The sequence below is a fragment of the Microcoleus sp. AT3-D2 genome (genome assembly GCF_036705715.1).
GTDB lineage: Bacteria > Cyanobacteriota > Cyanobacteriia > Cyanobacteriales > Microcoleaceae > Microcoleus.
On record NZ_JAUBVE010000031.1, the window covers coordinates 43,496 to 67,984 of the forward strand.

Sequence of the window (24,489 nt, forward strand, 5' to 3'; positions counted from 1 at the left end):
AAAATTCTGTTTATTCCTCTTTGATACCATTTCAAGCTATCTGATTCAAGCTGGTAAATAAATAAATTGACTATCGCACTTGTCCACTCAAACACTGACAGTTTCCCGCAACTTCTCAACGGCAACATCTAGCGGAGACAAAGTAAAATCCTCAGCATCCATCAATTCCTTAACCTTCTCAAAAATCTCAACCTCTGCCTCTTCCTGATCCGTCAGCTTATCATAAAAATAAGGGTCAGTAAACCACTGCTCAAACGCTATCATTAACAAGCCATTGGGCGAAAGTTCAAACCGCCAATACTTAGAAATTCTGCTGTCAACCACTTCAAACATCGGCGCCGGATTATGGATGGGATAATAGCTATAATTATCATTGCAGATGTAGTACCAAATAGTCCCTTTCCATTCTCGGATAGCATAAACAACATATTCCTTGCCTATAGTTAGCGGTAACTCAACCTTTCTAGTGTAACCGCGTGGCGTATCTATATATTCTTCAGGGAGAGATTCACCCGTATTAGCAATACAACGAATTTTCATAACTTGATTACCTACAGATTTTTAGGGGCTGTTTTGGGATACTGTCGCTTGAACTTAAACTCCACATCTTGAAGAGTCTGACTGTTCCGAAACCAATGGACTTGTACGGAAGCTCCATTAATTTCAAAAGCCTCAATACTTGTCATTTTATCCCACTCTTCAGCATTCCCGCCATAAACAGCAATAAGTCTCGGTGCATCGCCCAACAGTCTATCTGTAGCGCAATGAATTACTATGCAATTACCAGCCTTAGCATCTTGCAGGAGCAATTGCTCTGGTAAATTTCTGGGACTCTCATCGGGGATAGCACCTTGATTCATAGTTTAACAGTTGCAGATGTTATTTGTCAAAAAGCTGTTTGAATCAACGGCAAAAGACTAAATTTACCTTCCCACTTTCTCAACTCAAACACTGACAGTTTCCCGCAACTTCTCAACTGCCATATCTAACGGAGGCAAAGTAAAATCCTCAGCATCCATCAATTCCTTAACCTTCTCAAAAATCTCAACTTCCGCCTCTTCCTGATCCGTCAGTTTATCATAAAAATAAGGATCGGTAAACCACTGTTCAAAAGCCATCTCTAACCGCCCATTCGGTGCTAGTTCAAACCGCCAATACTTAGAAACTCTACTGTCAACCACCTCAAACAGCGGTGCAGGATTCTGCATGGGATAATAGGTGTAGTTATCATCACAGATATAGTACCAAACATTACCCTGCGATTGGTAAAGAGCGTAGACAACATATTCCTTGCCAAGCGTTAGGGGAAATCCCACTTCTTTCGTAAAATAGAACTCAGGCTTGAGGTAACTTTCAGGGAGAGCATTACCTGTATTGGCAATACAGCGAATTTTCATGTTTTTTATAACTACAGATTTTTAAGTGCAGCTTTAGGATATGTACGTTTGAATTTGAACTCAACAGTTGGGCAGTCTCGTTATTTCTGAACCAATGTACTTCAACAACTGCTCCCTCAATTACTGCGGTTTGGGCACTAACCATTTTAACCCAATCTCCGACTTTGCCCCCGTAATTAGCAACCAATCTGGGAGCATCTCCCAACGGCTTATCTGCACTGCCTTGAATTCGCTTGCCGACGCTAGCTTTAGCATCTTGCAACAGAAGTTGCTCCTGCAAATTTCTCGGAATCTCATCGGGAATAGCACCTTGCTTCACCATTTAAAAGCTTAAAATATTGTTTGTCAAACCGAATAAAAACTCATTTTAGCAGGTACAGTTGCCGCCAACAACTTACCCCGCGAAATCACATACCGAACCGCAGCGCGCTTCCTAATTGCATCATAACAATCCTCAGCATCCAACACAATCAAATTTGCAGGTTTCCCCGCATCTATCCCATAATTATCATCTCCCAGATTGAGAGTTTTAGCACCGTTGACAGTGACCATATTACAACAAAGGGAAATCAGCCTAGATTTCCCTGCACTTGCAATTCTTATCCTCTGCAATATCAGTGTGTCATCCACTGTTGCAGTCGAGAAAATAAAGGACTCTCAGAATGCAGCCAAACCACATCATCAGTCATATTTCCCTCTTTCGCCTTGGACAATTGTAGCCGAGCGCCCAAACCTTCCCGTTTCGCCTCCAAGTTAAAAGCTTCATAACCAAATTCGCCCATCAGAGAGCAAAGTTCTGCTACACTGGAACCGGCCCGTTCCAGATGGCCAGCTACAACTTCTGTCAACACCGCAGGGCGAAGCTTTTGCAGCGTTTGGGAGAAACCTTTAATCACATTCACCTCAAACCCCTCCACATCAATTTTAATAAAAGTAGCACCAGGAAGATTATCTGGGAGCATTTCATCTCCGCGATACACAGGCACTTGATACTGATTAGAAATCAGCCTTCGATCTTTTTCGGGAAGTTGAGCGAAAGTACCCAAACCACTAACATCTGTAGGCACTGTCAGTGTCAGTTCATTTCGCTCGTTAGAAAGGCCGCACTGGTGCAGAGAAACTTTATGCAATTCATTGTCTGTTACCGCAGCTTTTAATTTTTGAAACGCCAGAGGATTTGGTTCAAAAGAGTGTACGCATCCTGTTGTTCCTGTATGATAAGCAGCCAAAAGAGTAATCATGCCCGTATTTGCCCCCGCATCAATAAAGCTGTCCCCAGGCTGTACAGAATTTTGGACGAAGAGTTGTGTCGGTAAGTCATAATAACGGCCTAAAAAATAGCTCATGCGATCGTTCCACTTGGAAAGATCCACCGCCATCCGATAACCGTGGAACTTCCCTCGCATCTCCCGTATAGGAGCATTTTTCCACAAATCTTCCCGGTACACACCTGTGAGTGTCATCAGTTTTCCCCATCCTGGGAGTTCCTGGCGCGTATAGGGTAAAATCAAAAGAGTATAGAGTGGATAATTCATAATTATTAGACCTCTCCCAAAACTATTAAACATGGTTAAGCAGCTATAATCAGCCTAGTTGATATACTATCAAAGTTCTACAACAAATTTTTATTAAATAAATCAGACAATCTCAAACTCCAGATTGTGATGTTTCACAAAATCAAAAGTAAAATGGTCAACCACATTAGTATTGCTCAACTCCAGATTGTAAAAATCAACAAAATCCGCATCAAAATAAGGCCCAGCGTGCCAAGTCCCCACATCTAACTTAATAAAACAATTGCCCGGAATCAGAAAAGCAGCCATATCTTCTAAACTCGGTTTATAGCTATCCCCAGGAGGCGCAACCGCAATCAACCAATCCTTCCCATCCAAAGAACCCAAACACTGAGTACATTGAACGTGTCGTGTAATTTTGCCAAACTTGCGACCTTTATTGTGCAGCCGCATAATGTAAAATCTAGGAATACCATTTTGCAAGTTTAACTGAGCATCCTCAGCATCGAAAGACTTGCCATCAACAGCCGGAAAGATAACTTGACCGTAACTCCGAAAATTCTCCGGTGTCGCCCATTGTGCGGATAAGTGCTTAGTCGAAATTGATTCGCTCATAAATCCCAACATTCCTAGCTTTCTCCGTCATAAATATTCTAATATAAATAGTAAGCTCACTTTATTTCTACTTGGAGTGCAGCTAAAAACCAACCTTTCGACTCATCCCACAAGAAAATAAACAAGATTGCTTTCATTCGATCGCCCTTCTTGAAATTAATCTGCGTTAATCTGTGTTTATCTGCCTGACATCTGCGGTTTCAGTATCAACCTTACAATCACGCATCAGCACACTGCTGCAAAAAACGAGCCGGAATATCAGGCCGAGCACCCCAATGCAAATGCAAGTAAGAAGCGTGCACCTGACAAACTCCCCAACCTTCAGCAACCGCCTCAACTTCCCCCCGTTTCCCATACCTCCAACTGTGATAAACTGGATTACTCGGTTCAACAGTTAAATGCGATCGATGAAACTCATGTCCCCAAACCTCATCAAGAGCAGTTAACACCGAACTATCCCTCACCGCCACAGCTTCTCGGTATCCCAGCGTCAAACGCTTTCCCATCGCAGCAGCAGTTTTCAACACTCCCACCCCTGGCCAAGAATTGCCATCGAAGTCTACAATAGAATCGCACAAATACATCAAACCGCCGCACTCCGCATAAGTCGGCATTCCCGAAAAAATAGCACTTCTTACCGCATCCCGAATTAAAACATTACCGCTCAATTTTTGAGCAAACACTTCGGGAAAACCACCACCAAAATATAACCCTTGCACATTGTCAGGAAAAACCGAGTCATCAAGCGGACTCCAAAATACCAACTCGGCACCCAACTCTTCCAACAAATCAAGATTGTCCTGATAGTAAAAATTAAAAGCCCGATCGCGCGCAACAGCAATCCTCACTCCAAATTGTTTTCCCAAACTGTTGACAACATCATCTTTTTTAGTTACAATAACCGAAGGGAGACTGTGTCTACCCGAAAGTTGCTCAGACCCCTCACCCCCCCCATTTCGAGTTGCAGCCAACAAAGGCAAAAGTTGCTCCCAGTCAAAACTAACAGCAGCCAAATCAGCCAGTTTATCGATCGCAGCATGAAGATTCGGCAACTCCTCAGCAGGAATCAAACCCAAATGTCGATCGGGAATAGTAACAGCCTCATCCCTACGCAAAACGCCCAAAATAGGTAAATTGAGCGGTTTGAGAGCCTCTTGAAGCAACTCCAAATGTCGATCGCTAGCCACCCGATTCAGCACCAAACCAGCGAATTTAAGGTCAGGGTTAAAAGAACGAAAACCGTGGGCGATCGCAGCCACAGAACCAGAGAGCCTGCTGCAATCTATCACAAACAATACCGGCAAATTCAGCAAATGAGCAACATGAGCCGTAGAAGCAAAGGAAATAGAATAGTGTTGTTTTCCTTCTGGCTTCCTTAAATCCGTTAAATCATTTACATCATTTACATCTCGTACAATCGTTGCCGAACTTCTATCCGTTACATCCGTTACGAAATCCGTTGCCGAACTTTCTTCTTCTTTCTTCCGAGAAACCCCATCAAATAGCCCCATCACCCCTTCAACTAAGGCATAATCGACATCTTCAATATGACGAGAAAAACACTTTTTTACATAAGATTCAGACGTTAACACCGGGTCTAAATTTCGACAGGGGCGACCAGTAACAAAAGCATGAAACATCGGGTCAATGTAATCGGGTCCCACCTTAAAAGATTGAACATTCAAGCCGCGACGGATTAAATAAGCTAAAAGGGCGATCGTCACAGTCGTCTTTCCCGCCCCGCTGCGTTCGCCAGCAATTACTAAAGTCATAGTTCTAGATTAGTTACAAAAAATACTGAAAATAGATCGGTTATAAAGTTATGAGTATTGCTCTCGAACTTCTCAAATAATACATACATATTTAACGAACCGCGAAGACGCGAAGACCGCGAAGGAAGAATGAGAAGAAGAATATAGGTAATTTCGTTGCTTTTTAGAAGTAATTTATAGTTTTGAGTCAAAGAAAATTATTAATTCAAAACTCATAAATTCTAACTCATAACTCCTAAAAAAGTAGGGCAGACATTGCCTGCCCCACTGAATATTAACTCAATCCTTATTCCTTCTTCCTTATTCCGACGGACATCGAACTGACATCCGTTACATCCGTTACATCCGTTACACAATCCGTTGCCGAACTTCTCTTTACCGCTTAGCCAACTTCAGCATTTGAGCCGTCACTGCCAAACTTTCTTCGTAAAGCACATCTCGGCCCCAACTCTGCAAGTGCTGGCCCAGCAACTGTTCCGTCACCTGATCGAACAGAGGACTCACCTGGTTAAACCGATCGGTTTGAGCGCCGCCCTTTGTTTCCATCCGCATACAGCCGCCCACTTCCGAACACAGAACCGTACCGCAGTCAGCCTTTTCGTTCGTCGAATTCAAACGCAGAGCAATCAAATCGCCCGGAACATCGCCCGTATCAGCAGTAGGAATAGCAGCCAACTCCGCTTCGACAACCCGTTCGTCCGGCCCCGCGAATTTAATTCGCTTGATTTGGTAATCGCCCTCTTCCTGTTTGAAAGCAACCGGACGCCACTGAAGCCGACTCGCCAGCCAGCCCAAATACATCAGCGCTTGAGTAGAATTGTCCTGTTCGTAATCGATCGTCACCCGATCGATTTCCCGAATCGCCGCGCGACGTTCCGGCGCGTCAAAAGCCTCAGCAGCCAACTCCTGCCACGCCGCCAGCCGACGCCAATTCAGATCCGCGATCGGAATTCCTTCCTCGATCAGACTTTGCATCAACAGCAATTCAGCTTCACACTCGGCAAAGCTGCTAGAGTCAACAATCACAGAACTGCTAATTGTCGCCAGCCGCTGGAACAAACCTCGATCGGCATCAGGATTCGCCTTCCACCACAGCAGCGTCGGCAAATCCGGGATCGTCAACGCCGTCACGATGCCACTCACCCGTTCCAAAGCAGCTTCCGTACCCCGCAGGGTAATATACTCGCAGCAGATCAGATTGCCAGTGGTGCGCTTGTGCACCGGACAATAAGCAGCCACTTGAGCCTGTACGCCCGTATCTTCCCCCGCCGTCGGGCACAGAGCAATAATCCGGCAGGGATTGGCAGCTACAATCGCGTCAGCCACGCCCGAACCCCCGGAACCCAAACCACTCGATCCCATCTCCTCACCATTGGAATTTTTGCGAGCCACTTCTTCCCGCAAAGTTGCCAGCAATTCAGCATTAGGTTTGCCAGTTCTCGGCAGTCCGTAAGCTTTTTGAGCCGCCCTGATGCTAGATGCCGTCATCGGCCCAGTAATACCGTCCACTGGCCCGTCGTAAAACCCCAGATCCGCTAATAACCGCTGAGTTTCTTCCGGTTCGTAGACTACAAAAGTAAAAGTTGTTGCCCTACTAGCGATCGGAACATCGCCCTTTGAACCAGATTCTCTGTAACTTTCCCAAATTTGACTCAATTCTGCTTCTATTTGGTCGATCGACACATCTTTAGGATTTTGCAGCGAAACCAGAGGCGGAGCTTTCATCGGTGTCATCGTCATAAATCTTCTCTCCTTTGTTATTAGTCATTAGTTATTAGTCATTGGTCATTGGTTCTTAGTCATTGGTTCTTAGTCATTAAGTTATTAGTTAGTAGTTATGAGTTAGCAGCTATTAGCTAATCACTAATACTAATGCTGACCAATAACTAATGACTAATGACTGCTGACTAATGGCTTTTAAAGTCTGCGCCACTTGCGGCCGTCTCTGTTAATTAGCAGTTCTGCTTCCGTCGGTTCCCAAGTACCCGCTTCGTATTTAGGAACCAAATCTGGGTCGTTGGACGATTCCCACTCCATCAGCGCCGGCGTTACCACCCGCCAAGCTTCTTCCACTTCATCAGAACGGGTAAACAAAGTTTGGTCGCCCAGCATACAATCAATTAACAGGCGATCGTAAGCATCCGAAGATGTCACCCCAAAAGAAGAACCGTAACTGAAATCCATATCCACCGTCCGCGTCCGCAAATCCGGCCCCGGCATTTTCGCCTCGAACCTCAGCGAAATCCCCTCATTGGGATGCACGCGCATAGTCAAAACGTTAGGAGTAGTTTGTTGGGCCGCAGACTGAAAAATTAACAGCGGCACTTCGCGGAACTGAATAGCAATTTCGCTAACTTTTTTCGGCAACCGCTTGCCGGTTCGCAGGTAAAAAGGCACTCCCTGCCAGCGCCAGTTGTCAATCATAAACTTCATCGCCACAAAAGTTGGCGTCGTCGAGTTGGCTGCAACCCCCGGTTCATCGTGATACCCCGGCACCTGTTTGCCCTTCATCCAACCTGCGGAATATTGACCGCGAATCGCTGAGAACTCCAAGTTATGCAAATCTGCCAAGCGAGTTGCTTGCAGAACTTTCATCTTTTCGGTGCGGATGCTGTCAGCGTCCAATGAATTCGGTGGTTCCATCGCCGTCAGACAGAAAATCTGCATCAAGTGGTTTTGCAGCATATCCCGCAACGCCCCAGAGGATTCGTAGTAACCTGCCCTGTCTTCTACGCCTACTGTTTCTGCCACTGTAATTTGTACGTGATCGACAAATTGCCGATTCCATAGCGGTTCAAAAATCGCGTTAGCAAACCGGAACACCATTAAATTCTGAACAGTTTCTTTACCCAAATAGTGGTCGATCCGGTAAACTTGCTGTTCTTGGCAAACCTTCTGCACGACTCGGTTGAGAGCTTTTGCCGAACTCAAGTCGCGGCCGAAGGGTTTTTCAATTACCAAGCGGTGTTTTACTGGATCGACCAGCATTTGAGCCTCACCCAGTTGCCTAATTGCTTCTGGGAAAAAGTTCGGGGAAACTGATAGATAAAATATGTGATTGCCACGAGTTCTCCTTTCTTCGTCGAGTTCCGCTAAGAAGGCTTTGAGTTTTTGATAGCTTTCGGGGTTGTCAATGTCGCCCGGACAGTAGTACAAACCTTTAGCGAATTCTTGCCAAAATTCTTCATTGCCAATGCCGCCGCCAAATTCTTCAATGCCTTCGCGCATTTGCTCTCGGAAGTAATCGTGACTCCAAGGGCGGCGGGCTACTCCCACCACGGTAGTTTCCGGTGGCAAGCGTCGATCGCGCTTCATCTGATAAATTGCTGGTACCAGTTTGCGCTGGGTCAGATCCCCAGAAGCTCCGAAGATTACCAGAATTTGTGGTTCCGGCACCCGTTCTTTTCGTAAACCTACGCGCAACGGATTTTCAAGTAGCGTTACCATTTATTTTCCTTTTTCTAGTGATGTTAACCCTGCCAAGACACCATGATAGTTTGCGGTCATTTCTGCTAGTTGCTGGGTGAGAGAGTTAATCGGTTCTTCATACTGCTAGAGGAGGCAGATGATTTTGCTCTCTAGGAACTCTAACACCCATTAATCTCAAAATTCCTAGAGAGGATTTAAAACTCAGCATTTAAGAACCCAAATAATTATCTATTCCGATTCCTAAATGCTTCTGCCTTTCAGGATACAGATATCTGCCTAAGCGACGGGTGACAACTTCTGGACTTTCTCTTGCAAGGAATCCATCAGGGATTGGAACGGGGTGACGAATTTATCAATCCCGTCGAGGAGCAAGTCTGCCATCACTTGGTCCAAGTTGATGTCGATGTCGGGATCTTTGAGACTTTCGATCAGGGTGTAAGCTTCTGCAACGTTGTTCTCAATCCGGGGTGCGACATCGCAGTGGTCGAAACAAGCTTCAACGGTGTTCGGCGGCAAAGTGTTAACGGTGTCGGGGCCGATTAGTTCATCGACGTACATGACATCGCTGTAGTTGGGGTTTTTGGTGCTGGTGGAAGCCCACAGCAAGCGCTGCACTTTCGCTCCTTTGGCTGCTAAAGCTTGCCAGCGATCGCTCGCTACGATCTCTTTATACTTCTGGTAAGCTACCTTCGCATTGGCGATCGCAATTTTCCCCTTCACTGCTTCCAGTTTAGCTTTTGTGGAAATATCTGTGACATTTTTGAGTTTCTCGTCAATCTTGCCATCGACATTGATGTCGATCCGACTCAAGAAGAAACTGGCAACAGAAGCAATATTGCTAATATCCAAACCTTTAGCCGCCCGCGCTTCTAAACCGCGAATGTAAGCCCAGAAGGTTTCGACGTAGCTGTCAACGGAGAATAGCAAAGTAACGTTAACGTTAATGCCTTCGCTGATGACTCGCTCGACTGCGGGCAAACCTTGAGCGGTTCCCGGAATCTTAATCATCACGTTTTCTTTGCCGAGGGCTTTGTAATAGCGCATGGCTTCACTAATCGTGCTTTCTGTGTCGTTGGCGATCGTCGGTGGCACTTCAATGCTAATGTAGCCGTCCAAACCCTTCGACTCTGCGTAAACTGGGGCGAAGATGTCGCAAGCGTTGCGGATATCTTCAAATACCAGAGATTCGTAAATCTCCATTACAGATTTACCCGCCCGGATGCCGGCTTCGATATCCGCGTCGTAAATCACATTACCCGCAATCGCTTTCTCAAAAATAGCCGGATTAGATGTAATCCCGCGCAGTCCCCGACTTTCAATCATCTGTTTGAGTTCGCCGGACTCGATCAGATCGCGAGTCAAATTGTCCATCCAGATACTTTGGCCAATTTCTTTGATTTCTAACAGGTGATTCGTTGGTGTTGCTGTCATTACTGTAACTCCTACAATTTGATAGCTGTTAATTGGGAATTTAGGATCGGGTCTAAAAGCATTGGGCATTGCTTAGTTATTAGTTGTTATTTTTTGGTTCTAATGACCAATAACTAATGACTAATAACTAATGACTAATGACCAATGACTAATGACTAATGACTTCACTCTTGGACTGTTCTAGGATTGCGCGCTCGATCTTGAATAAAAGACTCGACCATCGCTACATTTTCTTTACTGCCGACAATTAAGGGCGATCGCTCGTGCAGCTTGGTTGGCACTACATCCAAGATGTCTTGAATACCGGTACTGGCCCGCCCGCCGGCTTGCTCCATCAAAAACGCCAAAGGAGCCGATTCGTAGAGCAAACGCAATTTGCCTTCCGGATTTTTCACCGTTCCGGGGTACAAAAACACGCCTCCCTGGAATAAAATCCGGTGGAAATCTCCCACCAAAGCCCCACCGTACCGGGCGCTGTAGCCTTCGCTGCGGTGTACGTAGCGAATGTAGTCCCTCAAAGATTCCTCCCACTGCCAGAAGTTGCCTTCATTAACGCTGTAAATCGGGCCGCGATCGGGAACCTTAATGTTTTCGTTAGCTAGAATAAACTCGCCCAAACTGGGGTCGAGGGTAAAGGAATGAACACCCTGACCGATCGAATAAACCAGCATGGTACTCGGGCCGTAGAGCACATAACCAGCGGCAATTTGTTTGTGTCCATGTTGCAGCAAGTCGGAAGCAGAACCATCTGCATCGTCCCCCTCTTGCTTGCGGATGCTGAATATGGAGCCTACATTGAGATTGATGTCAAGATTGGAAGAACCGTCTATGGGATCGTAGAGCAGACTGTAACGCCCGATCGGACAATTTTCGGGAATGTAGTAGGGTTTTTCCATTTCCTCCGAAGCCAAGCGGCAAACAAGTCCGCTTTGCTGGAATACCGAGATAAACACTTCATTGGCATAGATATCCATCTTTTTGACGGATTCTCCCTGCACGTTCACAGCCCCTGTAAACCCTAAAGCATCTTCCATTAACCCGGCTCTGCTGAGCCGCCTCGCGATCAGCTTGGCCGCCAGCCCGATGCGATTCATCAGGGCACTGAGATCCTGAGCATCTGCACTAAAGCTATGGAGTTGCTGGAGTACGTGACGGGATAGAGTTGTGCAATCGCGGTCTAAGGATTGTACCTGCTCGGTCGGGCCCAGGCGGGCTTCCCCTGTCGGCGCGTTTACCATGATTTTGATGTCCTCCCTGTCTTGTGGCTCGTTTGGGATTTTTCAGGTGCTTCATACTTGCTCCTGAATCGGCTTTTAGGTCGATCGTCCCCCAAGTTCTATCTTAGGAAGGGTTTTGCGATCGGGCGTCGAACTTTAGGTGAATTTTAGATCCCCATCGAAAATTGAGGAGTTCGATCGAGTGTTGAGTCGGAAATTGTATTCAAAATCACTAAATTTTTTATCTATATCGAAATTGGGGTCGTCTGGGGCGATCGCAGTCAATCGCCCGTCATACAAAAGTTCGATCGCCCGCAGAATCAATCGCCGATCGCCGGAAACAGAAAAATTACCTAAAAACGGGCGATCGCCCCAAAGGAAATTGTACTCTGTGTACTATCGCCCTGAAAGACCAAAGCATCGACAATGATTCGATCGTCCCTAACATCGATCGTCTGTCATACATACAAAAGTACGATCGCCTGTAACATCGATCGCCCATCATATAAAAGTTCGATCGCCCGCAGAATTGTTCCAATAATTATTGTCGTGTCGATCGCCCGCAACCAAACTCGATCGCCTATCATTGAAATAACCCGCTTGCAGCCTGAAATTAGGAGAACCGTCAAATGCTAGAAGCTGCGATATTGGGAGGTCTTCTGAAGGTCGCTTTCGATGGGATAGTGGGCACTCAAGCCAATGATGCAGTCAAGCACCTCTGTTTGAAGGGAGTAAATAAGCTATCACGAAATGGTAAAATTGTCAATCACGATTTAGAAAAAGCGCTGAAACGTTCTTTCCTGAAAGCTCAGCAACAAATCGCCTCAGAATGTCATAAAGAATTGGTTGAGCCGTCTCGCAGGGCTTCTAGAGGTATCGTTATTTACTTGCCTCAAGACCGTTCTTATTTAGAATGGCTAGATAAGAAGATTAAGCAGTTAAAATCTGAATTAAAGCAGGTTAACAAAGAAACACCCCCTTCTGGGATTCCCATAGAAGGTTTAGATGAGATAGAATTGCTGCTAAGTTCCAGAAACGAGTTAAGCCAAAATCGATTTCAAGAAGTTGAAAATAAACTGCTGGAGATTGCACTAAAAGATTGTGATGTCACACTTTATCAAGCTAAATTAACCGAAAATTTGTTTAGCTTAGTATCTGCGTACTTTGCCGAGGAAATCAAGGACAATGAAAAGGTATTCCAGATTTTTACAGCGCAAAGTTTAACGCGGAATGATACCCAAACCGCCGAAACTCACGCTTTGATTGAACAGCTAAAGACTTTGCTTGAGGAGATAGTTGAAAAGAGCCAGATTGCTTACGTGGCGATTGACTGGTCAGCTATTTGCCAGCAGATATTAGACGAGAAAGAACAGCAGCGACTGAGTAGCAACCAACTAACTTTTGGCAACCATGAAATAGATGATGTTTATGTGCCGCTGGGATTGGTGGAACGGCAGAAAGTGACTCAGCGAAGCGAGGATGTTGCGGCTGAGGAAGGTTCGGATTTATACCGGGAAAAAGAAGTTACTCAAAAATTTGAACACAGCGAGTTTCTTGAGCAAGTTATCCAGCAAGGAAGTAGCCCGAAAAGCAATGGGAAGCGGTTAGGCATTATTGGGGAAGCGGGGGCGGGGAAAACAACGCTGTTGCGGCAGATTGCGAATTGGGTAGTGGCTGAAATTTCCGAGGCGATTGTAATTTGGGTATCCTTGGCGGATTTGCAAGGGAAGGAATTAGAGCCGTATTTATTTGATAATTGGCTGTTGGCGGCTATTAAGAGAATTGGGAAGGCTGAGGCGACTGCGGAAATTAAGGATGATTTTTTAGCACAGTTTAATGCTGAGCGCGTGTGGTTGGTGTTGGATGGGGCGGATGAGATAGCGGTGGGGGATGGCAATCCTTTGGCGGAAATTCAGCGGCAAATTAGAACTGGCGGCTGTATTCAAAAGGCGCGAATAGTGCTAAGTTGTCGGCAGAATGTTTGGGATGCGATCGGCACTGCGTTGGATACTTTTGATACTTATCGCACTCTGGAGTTTTCCTATCCCGAACAGGTGGAAATATTTATTGATAAATGGTTTGGAACCCCCCCTAACCCCCCCTTGCTAAGGGGGGGGACAAGAGAAGACGGGGACGGGAAACAAGAAGGGGAAACTCTTACTCCCCCCTTATTAAGGGGGGCTGGGGGGGATCTTTCTCAACAGCTACGGGAAGCATTAGCAGCATCAGGAAAAGAGCGAATTCGAGATTTAGTGAAAAATCCCCTGAGATGTTCGCTGCTGTGCGGTACTTGGCAGTCGTTGGATGGGGATTTGCCGGATACTAAGGCTAAGCTTTATCAGCGGTTTGTGACAGCTTTGTATCAGTGGAAAAAACCGCGCCTGAATTTGATTCAGCAGCAGGAATTGAATGCGGCTTTGGGGAAATTGGCACTTTCAGGGATGTTAAATGAAACGTCGCGGTTTCAGTTGCGAGAAAGTGCGGGATATCGGGTGATGGGTGAATCGCAGTTTGAGTTAGCTTGTCGTTTGGGTTGGCTGAATTTAGTGGCGAGGGATGCGGAGACGGCGGAGGGGATTTATGCTTTTTACCATCCGACGTTTCAGGAATATTTTGCGGCGTTGGCGGTTGAGGATTGGCACTTTTTCTTGAATCACTTTCCTAAGAATCCGCAACATCCTGATGCTCGATACCGCATTTTTGAGAAGCAGTGGAAAGAGGTAATTTTGCTGTGGTTGGGGCGTGAGGATGTAGGGAAGGAGGAGAAGGAAGCGTTTATTAAGGCGTTGGTTAAGTTTAAGGTTGGGTGGGATAAATTTTATGGATATCGGGCATATTTTCTAGCGGCTGCGGGGATTGCTGAGTTTAAAGATTGTAGTCTTGCTGATGAGATTGTGTCGCAAATTGTTATTTGGGGATTTGGTTATTTTAATAAGCAAAAACAGGATTGGCGGACATTTATCGATCCAATTGTCGATAGAGCAAGGGAAGTTCTGAAAGAGACGGATCGGGAAAAGGCGATCGCAGCTTTAGCAGAGTTAATCCGCAATTCAGGTGATGAATATACCCGGAGGCGAGCGACAAAAAGCTTAGGGGAAATAGGCAAACATTGCCCAGAAACTATCTCCGTTTTAGTCGAGTTAATCGGTACTTCTCAGGATGAACATACCCGGTGTGTAGCGGCAGAGAGCTTAGGAAAAATAGAAAAAAATAACCCAGTTGCGATCGCCACTTTAGTCGAGTTACTCCGCAAGTCAGTTGAGAACAAGACCGAGAAGCGAGTGGCATATAGCTTGGGAAAAATAGGCAAAGATAGCCCAGAAGCGATCGCCGCTTTAGTAGAACTCATCCCCAATTCAGTTGAGAACGGTATGGACAGGTTTTTCTATCGGCACAACGTACCTACCTATATAATATTGGCATATAGCTTAGTGAAAATAGGCAAAGATAATCCTGTTGCGAGCGCCGCTTTAGTAGAGTTAATCCGCACTTCAGATAATAAAATTACTCAATGCTTCGCGGCAGAAATTTTAGGTAAGATAGACAAAGATAACCCGGTAGCGATCGAAACTTTATTGGAGTCAATCCGCAACTACCGTGAGAAAGATACCCGCTATCAAGCAGCAGAAAGATTAGCAAGAATCGGCAAAAACAACCCAATTGCGATCTCCGCTTTAGTCGAGTTAATTCGCACTTCACGTAATAAAGTTACCCGGTGGCGAGCGGCAGAATGCTTAGGGAAAATAGATAAAGATAACCCAGTTGCAATCAGCGCTTTAGTCGAGTTAAGCCGCAATTCCAATGAAAAAACCCGGTGGTCAGCGGCAGATAGCTTAGGTAAAATAGGCAAAAATAACCCAGTTGCGATCGCAGCTTTAGTCGAGTTAATCCGCAATTCCGGTGCTGAAAGTACCCGGTGTCAAGCGATAAAAAGCTTAGGGGCAATAGGCAAAAACAACCCAGAGGCAATCTCCGCTTTAGTCGAGTTGCTCGGTACTTCTCAAAGTGAATATACCCAGCTTCAAGCGGTATCTAGCTTAGAGAAAATAGATAACAATAACCCAGTTGCAATCTCCACTTTAGTCGAGTTGCTCGGCGCTTCTCAGAATGCCTATCATCGGTGGGAATTGGGAAATAAATTAGAAAAAATAGGCCAAAATAACCCAGTTGCGATCGCCATTTTCGTCGAGTTAATCCGCAATTCAGGTGATCCAGATACCCGGCTTCAAGCGGCAGAATTCTTAGGGAAAATAGACAAAAATAACCCAGTTGCGATCGCCACCTTAGTCGAGTTAATCCGCAATTCAGGTGATCCAGATACCCGGTGTCGAGCGGCATCTAGCTTAGGAAAAATAGAGAAATATCACCCAGTTGCGATCGCGACTTTAATAGAGTTGATTCCTAGTTATCACCCTGAACATTCTATTTTTGACCCGGCAGATAGCTTACTGAAAATTATGAAAGGTAAACACTTCGCCACCGCAGTCTCAGGTTTGAAAAATCGCCTAACCTCGGAAATCTACAAAAATGATTTGGGTCGCAATGAGAAGTGCTACGGAGTCATCTGGCATTGTGCCGAAAATATGACTTACCCAGAATTTTATCAAGCATGGCACGCTTAACCCACCCCTAGAATTGTCGTTAACAGGTTTTGGGCCAAATCAAGAGGACTTGCTGAATGCGGTACAGAATTGGATTGGGGCGAGGGGATAAGTCGCATATCCAGGGGCCGGACTTAGGCTGGGCCGTTTTCTTACAGGTATTACAAAAACGTGCGATCGACCAAAAGCAGATGCGAACAAATCCTTTAACCTACAATACTATTTCTAGAGATGCCATCAACCGAGCCTCCGAAAGACTCCCCCAAACCATGCCCAAGCCAAAAAAGACCCCCGCCAAAACCTACACTGAAATCAACCTCAGCGATCCTCAATATTACTTCAACCGAGAACAAAGCTGGCTAGAATTCAACAACCGCGTGCTCCACGAAGCCCTCGACCCCCGCACGCCCCTCCTAGAAAGACTCAAATTTCTCGCTATTTTTAGCTCCAACCTAGACGAATATTTTATGGTGCGCGTGGGCGCCCTCAAACAACAAGTACACGCAAAAGTCAGCAAATTAACCTCCGACGGCCGCACGCCCCAACAACAGCTAGATGCCCTGAACAAGCGGCTTTTGCCGATGGTTACTCAGCAGCACTCATATTTTGAGCAAACCCTGCGGCCGAAACTAGCAGCAAGCGAAATCTACATTCTCGACTACATTGACCTCAATCAAGAACAGCGCAATTATTTGCACCGCTACTTCAAAGAACAAGTATTTCCCGTACTCACTCCCCTAGCAGTTGACCCCAGCCACCCATTCCCCTACCTTTCAAATCTCAGCCTCAATTTAGCAGTAGTAGTCAGGGACCCCGACACGCGGGAAGAATTATTTGCCCGTGTCAAAGTCCCGCAGGTTTTGCCGAGGTTTGTGCCACTACCGGGGGATTTGCAGTGGCAGCAGAGGGGCAAATCTCCTGTTTGGACTGGCGTGCCCCTAGAACAGGTGATTGCCCACAATTTAGAAGCTTTGTTTCCGGGGATGGACGTTGAGGAATATCACCCGTTCCGCATTACTCGCAATTCCGATTTGACCGTGGAGGAAGATGAGGCGGAGGATTTGCTGCTGGCAATAGAACAGGAACTCCGCAAGCGCCGGTTTGGAGGTTCTGCGGTGCGGATGGAAATTCAAGCGATTATGCCGCCTGCGCTGCGAGATATGCTGATGGAGGAGCTGGAGCTCGGTGAGCAAGATGTTTACGTCGTAGAGGGGCTGCTAGGCCTCAAGGATTTGATGTCTTTTGTGGGGCTGCCAGTGCCGGAACTGAAAGACCCGCCTTGGACTCCGGTTGTGCCGCCCCGTTTGCGGAACTCGGAATCGGCAAGGATTTTAGAGAAATCGATGTTGGATGGTGAAGATGGTGAGGATATTTTCACCGCCATCCGCCAGGGGGATTTAATGCTGCACCATCCTTATCACTCGTTTGCGGCGACGGTACAGCGGTTTATTACTGAGGCGGCGCACGATCGCTCCGTGTTAGCGATTAAGATGACTTTATACCGCACTTCTGGTGATTCGCCGATCGTCAGCGCCTTAATTCAAGCAGCAGAAAACGGCAAGCAGGTAGCTGTTTTAGTAGAACTCAAAGCTAGGTTTGACGAAGAAAATAATATTAATTGGGCTCGCAAGTTAGAACAAGCGGGAGTCCACGTAGTTTACGGTTTGGTGGGACTCAAAACCCACACAAAGATTGTGATGGTAGTGCGTCGCGAGGACGATTACATCCGCCGCTATGTCCACATCGGCACCGGCAATTACAATCCCAAAACAGCCGGACTGTATACCGATGTGGGTTTGTTGAGTTGTCGCGAGGATTTGGGATCGGATTTGACGGATTTGTTTAATTATTTGACTGGTTATTCGCGGCAGGTATCTTATCGCAAATTATTGGTGGCACCGGTCAATATGCGCGATCGATTTTTAGCTTTAATCCGCCGCGAGGTCGAATTCTGCCACTTGCAAGCCGAAGGCGGCAACGGTAGCTGCGGCCGCATTGTCGCTAAAATGAACGCTTTAGTTGACCCTCAAATTATTGTTGCTTTGTACGAAGCTTCGCAAGCGGGAGTTAAAATTGATTTGATTATCAGGGGGATTTGCTGTTTGCGTCCCGGCGTTGAAGGTGTTAGCGAAAATATCAGAGTAATCAGTATTATCGGTCGCTTTTTAGAGCATTCTCGGATGTTTTATTTTTTCAACGGTGGCGACGAAGAGGTGTATATTGGTTCTGCTGACTGGATGCAGCGCAATCTCACAAGACGGGTTGAGGCGATCGTTCAAGTGGAAGACCCGACAATTGCCAAGGAATTGCAAGAAATTTTGGGTGTAATGCTGGCTGACAACCGCCAAGCTTGGGATTTGCAGCCGGGAGGACACTACTCTCAGCGGCGACCGCCTGCTAATTGCCCGGAAGTAAGCTCTCAGCAAATTTTGATGGATATGGTGATGAATTAATCATTAGGAATGGGGCATGGGGCATGGGGCATGGGGAATTGGTTATTAGCTATCTGTTATTGGTTATTAGCTATCTGTTATTGGTTATTAGCTATTAGTCAACAGTCAACAATGCCCCATGCCCCATTCCCAATGCCCAATGCCCAATGGCCCTAACTGTTAAAAGTACGTTTGAATTCTTCTAAGAGATCGTCAATTTCTTCGATCGCCTGACTAACATCTATTCTCAGGGCTCCCAAGTCCGATCGATCTAACAGCCGCACGAGGGATTCCCGCTTGACTTCGATCTCTGCTACGCGCTCTTTGATTGCTTGTGCATCCATGGTTTTTTGCCTTTGCTACTATTAACAAAAATATTTGACATTCCCCTCTGCGAACAGACGGAGATTCTTAATTCACCGACCTACCTTTATGGGCAAATCCTTCACTGTTTTTATAGGGAAAGTGATGAACCTGCTCAGGGTTTTTGGGTCTGTGTTATAGTTTGATTGTACATCAAAACTTCCCCCAAACTTCAGCCAAATTTTAGCGCAAAAAAGGCGGACGTTTGGTATCTGCGGGTTTATTTTTCATCATTCCAGCTAAAAATCGCTTCAGGGCTTTCTCCCGGTTTTTCATAAAAGCAGCCCAAAATCCTGGTTGATATTCATCCATCGTCTTGGCTAGGGCCCAGACATCGATCGCTAAGATATTATAAAGCCTTTCATCTTCACGTTTGAGCGAGTTAATCTGCTCCAGAACCGCCTTGTTTGCTCCAGCAGTTTGTTTGTCTTCGTCTTTAATCATGTCCGAAAAATGGTTGAAAGGGCAAGAGTGTCGATCGCGATCGCCACTCTGTATACTTTGATGATACTGCCGATCTCGATTGCCTTCTGGAACCAACGCCGCGCAATTAACACGGATATTTACCGATGGCGCGCCCGGGCGAGTCCGGCTGGATAAGCTTCTGAAGCTAGAGACAAGACTGTGGATGCACACCGCTCCCGCGCTCATAGATGCTAGCAGTTTTTGCAGGTCTTTTGGCAAAAAAACTAAATTTATTCAAGACTTTTTGACAGATAATAATTAAAGTATATTATTTCTGTCAGACTACTTACCTCACTAATATGTTACGCAAAATTTCTTTAGCAAACCTAGCCTTAGTTGTTGGCGGTATTATAGCAGCAGTCGGGTTCGGAGCCTACTTCACAGACAGACCTACCCTGAACCTAGCCGGTTTTTTTTATGGAATTCCGCTGTTGCTGGGAGGTTTGGCCCTGAAAGCGGCCGAACTCGAACCAGTGGAATTCACCGAACCTACCTCTGCTGAAGTTCTCCTCTTGCGAGAAAGTCAGGCCACAGATACTCAAAACCAAGTCCGCAAAGATATCACTCGATTTCGCTACGGCCAACCCGCGCACTTAGATGATGCTTTGGAGCGCTTAGGGCTGGCCCCGACAGACGAGGAACGGCCTCTCCTGCAAGGGTTACGGGAAGTTGATGTTGACGGTGCTTATGGGTTAATTTTAGAGTTTTATTCGCCACTACTGCCGATCAACTTATGGGAAGAAAAGCAAGACAAAATAGCTACTTTTTTTGGGCCAGGTTTGCGTGCACAAGTGACTCAAAAGGCTGGTGACAAAATTGAATTGGCTTTAATTAAAAATACTCAAGCTTAAAGTAGTCTTGAGTTTTGAGTGCGTGAATTTTGAAGTCATCAATTAAACATTAATCCTGCATCAGCTTAGATACTGATTTTAGCGGCAGCTTGAAACCTGTCGCTATCAACAAAAACTCAATCCGCAATTGGGCGATCGCCCAAATTTGATTTTCCTTAATTACAATAATGGTTGAGAACCGATCGGCAATCTTAAATCAGGAGAAGCACAAATGGTTTCGTCCCAAAGCAGGATAGGTATTATCGGCGCAGGAACATCAGGAGCTTATCTGGCAATTCTGCTGATTCAACAAGGGTTTCAAGTTGACTTGTTTGAAAAAGCACCCTATCCGCGCACCGATGGGTGTGGTATCCTGATCGTACAAGCAGGTATGTAAGCACTTCATCAAGGCAACCCTCAAGTCACCGAAAAAATTATCAACTCAGGCGCTCCGGTTAAATTATTCGAGTTTCGCAACCTCCGCGGCGATGTCATCAATTCTGAACCCGTCACCTATGAGGAAAATGAACTCCCAGGAATGCTGGTACACCGCAAAGCTATTTTAGAAGCACTCCTGGACGAGTTACCCCCTGACACTATTCGTTTTAATGCTGAATTATTGTCGATCGCCCAAACCGAGCATAGCGCGATCGCCCACTTTAAAGATGGCAGTCACTGGGAAGGAGATCTGTTAATTGGTGCCGATGGAATAGTTTCTAAGGTTCGTCAATTTGTGGTTCCGGGTGTAGAATTGTGTTATTTAGGCGATCTAGTATGGCGAGCAATTGTAACAGATAATAACTTCTGTCCAGAAGGAAACTATTTGCTTTATGTACGCGACCGAGGAATTTATGCCAATTTCGTTAATCTTGGTGCAAATCGTACTCATTGGGGTTTCTTTCTGGAAAAGGATCTGGCCGATTTTGAAGTAGGCACACTACAACCAACTAATACCATTATTCCTCCCCAAGAATTGGCAAAACTCCCAGAGGATGCGCGAAATGTGATTGAGTCAACCCCTTTGGAAAATATTGTCTGTCGTTATTCCTATGACATTGATCCCCTGCCTCAACTATATGATGGCCGTGTTATCTTAATTGGTGACGCGGCTCACGCGAAAAGTCCGACACGCGCTAGAGGTATGACTTCAGGTTGGGAAGATGGTTTGTCTTTATCACGACATCTCATGTCTAGTGCTAATATGGCAGAAGCTCTGGCAAATTTTCAAGCTGAAAGATTACCGATTGTCCACGAATATCAACGCACTAGCCGTGAAATTAGTCAGCAAATCAGGGCAAACGCCTCTAAATCCTGAAAGCTTTACGCTATCAGGGGTTTAATTTGGGGCAACCAAACTCAAATAATGGCTGAAACCTTTGTCCAGCAAGTATTCTAAAAATAAGATGCGTTTGCCCTCGTCAGAAAATTTGCCGTCGTTAGCCCACGCGAGAAACTTAGATAAAAACTTAAATAAAAATAGGTTTTTTCGCTCCCATGAAAGAAACCGGCTTTCAGGCTTAAGCAAATTCATGTTTTTAGAGAAACTGCCGGCAAGTTAAGGATAAACAGAGTTAATCAGCATTAACAAACAAGCGAGAACGAGTAATAAAACGCTCTCCATCCGGCCCTTCGAGGGAAAAATCGCTGCCTCCGGGCCCGGACGCTACGTCTATAATTAACTGCGTGTGTTGCCAATATTCGTATTGCTGCGCTGCGATATAGAAAGGACAACCGCCTATTTTGCCCAGCAATACGTCACCATTACCGACGATCAATTCGCCATCGGGAAAGCACATTGGAGAACTACCGTCGCAGCAACCGCCGGATTGGTGAAACATCAATTCTCCGTGTTGACTTTTGAGATGGTTAATTAATTTTAAAGCGGCTTCTGTTGCGGTTACTTTTGCGATCGTTTCCATTTTAGTCTATTTGTGTAGCAAGTTTATTTCGTGTGTGAATGAATTTTTTTATGAACCGCAGAGGGCGCAGAGGGCGCAGAGAAGGAGAGGAAAGAGAGAAAGAAGGAGTTCACGAATCATTGAAGTTTGTCCTTCTTCCTTTTTCTTTCCCAATGACTAAAACCTTAGAAAAAGCCTAAAGCTTTGGGGCTGTAACTTACCAACAAATTCTTAGTTTGCTGGTAGTGATCTAACATCATTTTGTGATTTTCGCGGCCGATACCAGACGATTTGTAGCCGCCGAATGCTGCGTGGGCTGGATAAAGGTGATAGCAGTTTGTCCACACGCGGCCTGCTTGAACGGCGCGGCCCATGCGGTAGGCGGTGTTGATGTCGCGAGTCCAAACTCCTGCACCTAAACCGTAGAGAGTATCGTTGGCAATTTCTAATGCTTCGGCTTCGTCTTTGAGGTAGTAATAAATATGTAGTGAAGTTTAATTACAGCAATTGAATACATAGGATTATTTTATAAATAACACAATCAAAATTTGTGATTTTAATATTTGTTTACGCGCTCGAGTGTAGATTTAGTTACACTTATGCTATCATAAGTAACTATTGCTGGAATCCTTGCTCTCTGCCAACATTAGTTTAGTCATGTAATATGCTATTTTTACGCCCAGACTGCCCTGATTGTGGTTCAAATCACATATAAAAATGGTAGAATTCATAATAAAAAACCAAAATAAAAATGTCAAAGTTGCGGTCGCCAATTTGTCTAAAATCCGACCAACAAAGTAATTAGCTCACCAACAAAAGATTTAATAGTTCGACTTCTTTTGGAGAAAATTTCTTTGGCTGGTATAGCTAGAAGCACGGGTGTTTCTCAAAAATGGTTACAGGATTACGTAAATAATAAATATGCCTCAATCGAACGCACAGTAAAGGTTAAACCTAAAAAAAAAGTCAGATTGAATGTTGAATGTGATGAACTGTGGTCATTTGTAGATTGCAAAGAAAATAAGCAATGGGTGTGGTTAGCAATGGATAGAGAAACCAGATAAATTATTGGTGTTTATATTGGCGATCGTAGCGAAAAAGGAGCAAAACAATTATGGAATTCTCTACCTCCTGTCTATCGACAATGTGCTGTTTGCTATACAGATTTTTGGCAGGATTATGCTTTTATTTTTCCAAGAAAACGCCATCAGCCAGTTGGTAAAGACAGTGGAAAAACTAATCACATTGAAAGATTTAATAATACTTTGCGCCAACGTGTTTCTCGGATCGTAAGAAAGAGTCTTTCATTTTCTAAAAATTTAGAAAAGCATATTGGTGCTATTTGGTATTTTATTCATCATTACAACTATGTTTTGATCCAATGAATATCTAATCACTACATATTTATCACTACCGGATTTTCATCTCCGACAGCCATCTCATCCGCCCCATCCAACACCAACCAAACGCGCTCAGCATTAAACTGTGCTACAAAATCATCCTTAATTTCCGCAGTCGCCTCAGCCTTCCCAATTCTCTTAATAGCCGCCAACAGCCAATTATCAAATAAATACGGCTCTAATTCCTTCCCCTGCAAATCCGCCAAGGATACCCAAATTACAATCGCCTCGGAAATGCCCGTCGCTACCCAATTTGCAATCTGCCGCAACAGCGTTGTTTTCCCCGCCCCCGGTTCCCCAATAATTCCTAACCGCTTGCCATTGCTTTTAGGGCTACTTCCTTGCTGGATAACTTGCTCAAGAAACTCGCTGTGTTCAATTTTTTGAGTAACTTCTTTTTCCCGGTACAAATCCGAACCTTCCTCAGCCGCAACATCCTCGCTTCGCTGAGTCACTTTCTGCAGTTCCACCAATCCCAGCGGCACATAAACATCATCTATTTCATGGTTGCCAAAAGTTAGCTGATTGCTACTAAGCCGTTGCTGTTCTTTCTCGTCTAATATCTGCTGGCAAATAGCTTGCCAGTCAATCGGCACGTAAGCAATCTGGCTCTTTTCAACTATTTCCTCAAGCAAAGCCTTTAGCTGTTCAATCAAAGCGTGAGTTTCGGCGGTTTGGGTATCATTCCGCGTTAAACTTTGCGCTGTGAAAATCTGGAACACCTTTTCATTGTCCTTGATTTCCTCGGCAAAGCAGGCAGATACTAAGCTAAATAAATTTTCGGTTAATTTATCTTTATAAAGTGGGACATCACAATCTTTGAGCGCAACTTCCAGCAGTTTATTTTCAACTTTTTGAAAGCGATTTTGGCTTGACTCGTTTCTGGAAGTTAGCAGCAATTCTATCTCATCTAAACCTTCTATTGGAATACCAGAAGGGGCTGTTTGTTTGTTAAGCTGCTTTAATTCAGATTTTAACTCCTTATTCTTCTTATCTAGCCATTCTAAATAAGGACGGTCCTGATGCAAGTAAATCAGGAGTCTTTTAAAAGCCCTGCGAGACGGCTCAACCAATTCTTTATGACATTCTGAGGCGATTTGTTGCTGAGCTTTCAGGAAAGAACGT

24 protein-coding genes and 2 pseudogenes are annotated in these 24,489 nt (G+C 45.3%); 8 read left to right on the forward strand and 18 right to left on the reverse strand.

All coding sequences use genetic code 11. The features are described from left to right. Positions 1-87: 87 nt before the first annotated feature. From QUB44_RS15155 to fbp, 12 genes are all read right to left on the reverse strand, one after another. Positions 88-540, reverse strand: a complete 453-nt coding sequence (locus QUB44_RS15155; RefSeq protein WP_333368827.1) for a hypothetical protein — start codon at positions 538-540, stop codon at positions 88-90. An 11-nt stretch (positions 541-551) separates the two neighbouring features. After that, on the reverse strand, positions 552-860 hold the full coding sequence (locus tag QUB44_RS15160; protein WP_333166970.1) for a hypothetical protein: 309 nt from the start codon (positions 858-860) through the stop codon (positions 552-554). Between the two features lie 84 nt (positions 861-944). Then, positions 945-1,397 (reverse strand): hypothetical protein, encoded by a 453-nt coding sequence (locus QUB44_RS15165; protein WP_333368830.1) that lies wholly within the window; start codon positions 1,395-1,397, stop codon positions 945-947. Then, on the reverse strand, positions 1,366-1,719 hold the full coding sequence (locus QUB44_RS15170) for a hypothetical protein (RefSeq protein ID WP_333368833.1): 354 nt from the start codon (positions 1,717-1,719) through the stop codon (positions 1,366-1,368). Before QUB44_RS15170 ends, QUB44_RS15165 begins: the two co-directional genes overlap by 32 nt. A 23-nt stretch (positions 1,720-1,742) precedes the next feature. Then, positions 1,743-2,027 (reverse strand): amidohydrolase family protein, encoded by a 285-nt coding sequence (locus QUB44_RS15175; protein WP_333368836.1) that lies wholly within the window; start codon positions 2,025-2,027, stop codon positions 1,743-1,745. Continuing rightward, positions 2,012-2,932, reverse strand: a complete 921-nt coding sequence (locus tag QUB44_RS15180; RefSeq protein ID WP_333368839.1) for an FkbM family methyltransferase — start codon at positions 2,930-2,932, stop codon at positions 2,012-2,014. Before QUB44_RS15180 ends, QUB44_RS15175 begins: the two co-directional genes overlap by 16 nt. A 102-nt stretch (positions 2,933-3,034) precedes the next feature. Next, a complete protein-coding gene (locus QUB44_RS15185) occupies positions 3,035-3,526 on the reverse strand; it encodes an ureidoglycolate lyase (protein WP_333368842.1) in 492 nt (163 codons plus the stop codon). A gap of 218 nt (positions 3,527-3,744) precedes the next feature. After that, positions 3,745-5,298, reverse strand: coding sequence for a cobyrinate a,c-diamide synthase (locus QUB44_RS15190; protein ID WP_333368845.1), 1,554 nt, complete (start codon positions 5,296-5,298; stop codon positions 3,745-3,747). 375 nt (positions 5,299-5,673) lie between these two features. Then, on the reverse strand, positions 5,674-7,038 hold the full coding sequence (gene opcA / locus QUB44_RS15195) for a glucose-6-phosphate dehydrogenase assembly protein OpcA (protein WP_333368848.1): 1,365 nt from the start codon (positions 7,036-7,038) through the stop codon (positions 5,674-5,676). 177 nt (positions 7,039-7,215) lie between these two features. Beyond that, positions 7,216-8,745 carry a glucose-6-phosphate dehydrogenase gene (gene zwf / locus QUB44_RS15200; RefSeq protein WP_333368851.1) on the reverse strand — a complete coding sequence of 510 codons (1,530 nt, stop codon included), beginning with the start codon at positions 8,743-8,745 and terminating at the stop codon, positions 7,216-7,218. Between the two features lie 258 nt (positions 8,746-9,003). Continuing rightward, complete coding sequence (tal, locus tag QUB44_RS15205; RefSeq protein WP_333368855.1) at positions 9,004-10,158, reverse strand: transaldolase; 1,155 nt, start codon at positions 10,156-10,158, stop codon at positions 9,004-9,006. 164 nt (positions 10,159-10,322) lie between these two features. Then, positions 10,323-11,396: a class 1 fructose-bisphosphatase gene (fbp, locus tag QUB44_RS15210; RefSeq protein ID WP_333368858.1), complete on the reverse strand. Its 1,074-nt coding sequence runs from the start codon at positions 11,394-11,396 to the stop codon at positions 10,323-10,325. Between the two features lie 139 nt (positions 11,397-11,535). Between fbp and QUB44_RS15215 the strand changes: the two genes are divergently transcribed. Beyond that, the gene (locus QUB44_RS15215) at positions 11,536-11,805 is read left to right on the forward strand and encodes a hypothetical protein (protein WP_333368861.1); all 270 of its coding nucleotides are present in this window, start codon (positions 11,536-11,538) and stop codon (positions 11,803-11,805) included. A gap of 28 nt (positions 11,806-11,833) precedes the next feature. Here the strand turns inward: QUB44_RS15215 and QUB44_RS15220 are convergent, their stop codons facing one another. Continuing rightward, positions 11,834-11,962, reverse strand: coding sequence for a hypothetical protein (locus QUB44_RS15220; RefSeq protein WP_333368863.1), 129 nt, complete (start codon positions 11,960-11,962; stop codon positions 11,834-11,836). Between the two features lie 42 nt (positions 11,963-12,004). Between QUB44_RS15220 and QUB44_RS15225 the strand changes: the two genes are divergently transcribed. Both QUB44_RS15225 and ppk1 read left to right on the forward strand, forming a co-directional pair. Beyond that, positions 12,005-15,997, forward strand: a complete 3,993-nt coding sequence (locus tag QUB44_RS15225; protein ID WP_333368868.1) for a HEAT repeat domain-containing protein — start codon at positions 12,005-12,007, stop codon at positions 15,995-15,997. A gap of 248 nt (positions 15,998-16,245) precedes the next feature. After that, positions 16,246-18,429: a polyphosphate kinase 1 gene (gene ppk1, locus QUB44_RS15230; RefSeq protein WP_333368893.1), complete on the forward strand. Its 2,184-nt coding sequence runs from the start codon at positions 16,246-16,248 to the stop codon at positions 18,427-18,429. Positions 18,430-18,581: 152 nt separating this feature from the next. On the opposite strand, the gene QUB44_RS15235 is transcribed toward ppk1, so the two are convergent. Both QUB44_RS15235 and QUB44_RS15240 read right to left on the reverse strand, forming a co-directional pair. Further along, positions 18,582-18,752, reverse strand: a complete 171-nt coding sequence (locus QUB44_RS15235; RefSeq protein ID WP_333368872.1) for a hypothetical protein — start codon at positions 18,750-18,752, stop codon at positions 18,582-18,584. 202 nt (positions 18,753-18,954) lie between these two features. Continuing rightward, positions 18,955-19,215 (reverse strand): hypothetical protein, encoded by a 261-nt coding sequence (locus QUB44_RS15240; protein ID WP_006632500.1) that lies wholly within the window; start codon positions 19,213-19,215, stop codon positions 18,955-18,957. 9 nt (positions 19,216-19,224) lie between these two features. Between QUB44_RS15240 and QUB44_RS15245 the strand changes: the two genes are divergently transcribed. The 4 genes from QUB44_RS15245 (at position 19,225) to QUB44_RS15260 (ending at position 21,381) form a co-directional block, all read left to right on the forward strand. Beyond that, positions 19,225-19,371 (forward strand): hypothetical protein, encoded by a 147-nt coding sequence (locus tag QUB44_RS15245; protein WP_190657804.1) that lies wholly within the window; start codon positions 19,225-19,227, stop codon positions 19,369-19,371. 164 nt (positions 19,372-19,535) lie between these two features. Beyond that, positions 19,536-20,087 carry a DUF2854 domain-containing protein gene (locus QUB44_RS15250; RefSeq protein WP_333368875.1) on the forward strand — a complete coding sequence of 184 codons (552 nt, stop codon included), beginning with the start codon at positions 19,536-19,538 and terminating at the stop codon, positions 20,085-20,087. A gap of 211 nt (positions 20,088-20,298) precedes the next feature. Continuing rightward, positions 20,299-20,463, forward strand: a complete 165-nt coding sequence (locus QUB44_RS15255) for an NAD(P)-binding protein (protein WP_333368877.1) — start codon at positions 20,299-20,301, stop codon at positions 20,461-20,463. Between the two features lie 141 nt (positions 20,464-20,604). Next, a complete protein-coding gene (locus QUB44_RS15260; protein WP_333368881.1) occupies positions 20,605-21,381 on the forward strand; it encodes an FAD-dependent monooxygenase in 777 nt (258 codons plus the stop codon). Positions 21,382-21,637: 256 nt separating this feature from the next. Here the strand turns inward: QUB44_RS15260 and QUB44_RS15265 are convergent, their stop codons facing one another. Both QUB44_RS15265 and QUB44_RS15270 read right to left on the reverse strand, forming a co-directional pair. Further along, positions 21,638-21,985: a DUF779 domain-containing protein gene (locus QUB44_RS15265; protein ID WP_333368884.1), complete on the reverse strand. Its 348-nt coding sequence runs from the start codon at positions 21,983-21,985 to the stop codon at positions 21,638-21,640. A gap of 164 nt (positions 21,986-22,149) precedes the next feature. Further along, positions 22,150-22,431: pseudogene (locus tag QUB44_RS15270) on the reverse strand (aldehyde dehydrogenase family protein); the annotation flags it as partial. Positions 22,432-22,628: 197 nt separating this feature from the next. Between QUB44_RS15270 and QUB44_RS15275 the strand changes: the two are divergent. Further along, a pseudogene (locus QUB44_RS15275) lies at positions 22,629-23,349 on the forward strand (IS1 family transposase). An 11-nt stretch (positions 23,350-23,360) separates the two neighbouring features. Here the strand turns inward: QUB44_RS15275 and QUB44_RS15280 are convergent. Beyond that, positions 23,361-24,489, reverse strand: a 1,129-nt coding sequence (locus tag QUB44_RS15280; protein WP_333368887.1) for an NACHT domain-containing protein, incomplete at its 5' end; no start/stop codon positions are given.

Bases quoted from the DNA above. Each gene is read 5' to 3' on its own strand.
- QUB44_RS15255 (WP_333368877.1), top strand. From the start codon at position 20,299: ATGGTTTCGTCCCAAAGCAGGATAGGTATTATCGGCGCAGGAACATCA.
- QUB44_RS15250 (WP_333368875.1), top strand. From the start codon at position 19,536: ATGTTACGCAAAATTTCTTTAGCAAACCTAGCCTTAGTTGTTGGCGGT.
- QUB44_RS15235 (WP_333368872.1), bottom strand. From the start codon at position 18,752: ATGGATGCACAAGCAATCAAAGAGCGCGTAGCAGAGATCGAAGTCAAG.
- tal (WP_333368855.1), bottom strand. From the start codon at position 10,158: ATGACAGCAACACCAACGAATCACCTGTTAGAAATCAAAGAAATTGGC.
- fbp (WP_333368858.1), bottom strand. From the start codon at position 11,396: ATGGTAAACGCGCCGACAGGGGAAGCCCGCCTGGGCCCGACCGAGCAG.
- QUB44_RS15185 (WP_333368842.1), bottom strand. From the start codon at position 3,526: ATGAGCGAATCAATTTCGACTAAGCACTTATCCGCACAATGGGCGACA.
- QUB44_RS15245 (WP_190657804.1), top strand. From the start codon at position 19,225: ATGGTTGAAAGGGCAAGAGTGTCGATCGCGATCGCCACTCTGTATACT.
- QUB44_RS15265 (WP_333368884.1), bottom strand. From the start codon at position 21,985: ATGGAAACGATCGCAAAAGTAACCGCAACAGAAGCCGCTTTAAAATTA.
- QUB44_RS15165 (WP_333368830.1), bottom strand. From the start codon at position 1,397: ATGAAAATTCGCTGTATTGCCAATACAGGTAATGCTCTCCCTGAAAGT.
- QUB44_RS15190 (WP_333368845.1), bottom strand. From the start codon at position 5,298: ATGACTTTAGTAATTGCTGGCGAACGCAGCGGGGCGGGAAAGACGACT.
- QUB44_RS15240 (WP_006632500.1), bottom strand. From the start codon at position 19,215: ATGATTAAAGACGAAGACAAACAAACTGCTGGAGCAAACAAGGCGGTT.
- ppk1 (WP_333368893.1), top strand. From the start codon at position 16,246: ATGCCCAAGCCAAAAAAGACCCCCGCCAAAACCTACACTGAAATCAAC.
- QUB44_RS15155 (WP_333368827.1), bottom strand. From the start codon at position 540: ATGAAAATTCGTTGTATTGCTAATACGGGTGAATCTCTCCCTGAAGAA.
- QUB44_RS15170 (WP_333368833.1), bottom strand. From the start codon at position 1,719: ATGGTGAAGCAAGGTGCTATTCCCGATGAGATTCCGAGAAATTTGCAG.
- QUB44_RS15160 (WP_333166970.1), bottom strand. From the start codon at position 860: ATGAATCAAGGTGCTATCCCCGATGAGAGTCCCAGAAATTTACCAGAG.
- QUB44_RS15260 (WP_333368881.1), top strand. From the start codon at position 20,605: ATGCTGGTACACCGCAAAGCTATTTTAGAAGCACTCCTGGACGAGTTA.
- opcA (WP_333368848.1), bottom strand. From the start codon at position 7,038: ATGACGATGACACCGATGAAAGCTCCGCCTCTGGTTTCGCTGCAAAAT.
- zwf (WP_333368851.1), bottom strand. From the start codon at position 8,745: ATGGTAACGCTACTTGAAAATCCGTTGCGCGTAGGTTTACGAAAAGAA.
- QUB44_RS15180 (WP_333368839.1), bottom strand. From the start codon at position 2,932: ATGAATTATCCACTCTATACTCTTTTGATTTTACCCTATACGCGCCAG.
- QUB44_RS15220 (WP_333368863.1), bottom strand. From the start codon at position 11,962: ATGATAGGCGATCGAGTTTGGTTGCGGGCGATCGACACGACAATAATT.
- QUB44_RS15225 (WP_333368868.1), top strand. From the start codon at position 12,005: ATGCTAGAAGCTGCGATATTGGGAGGTCTTCTGAAGGTCGCTTTCGAT.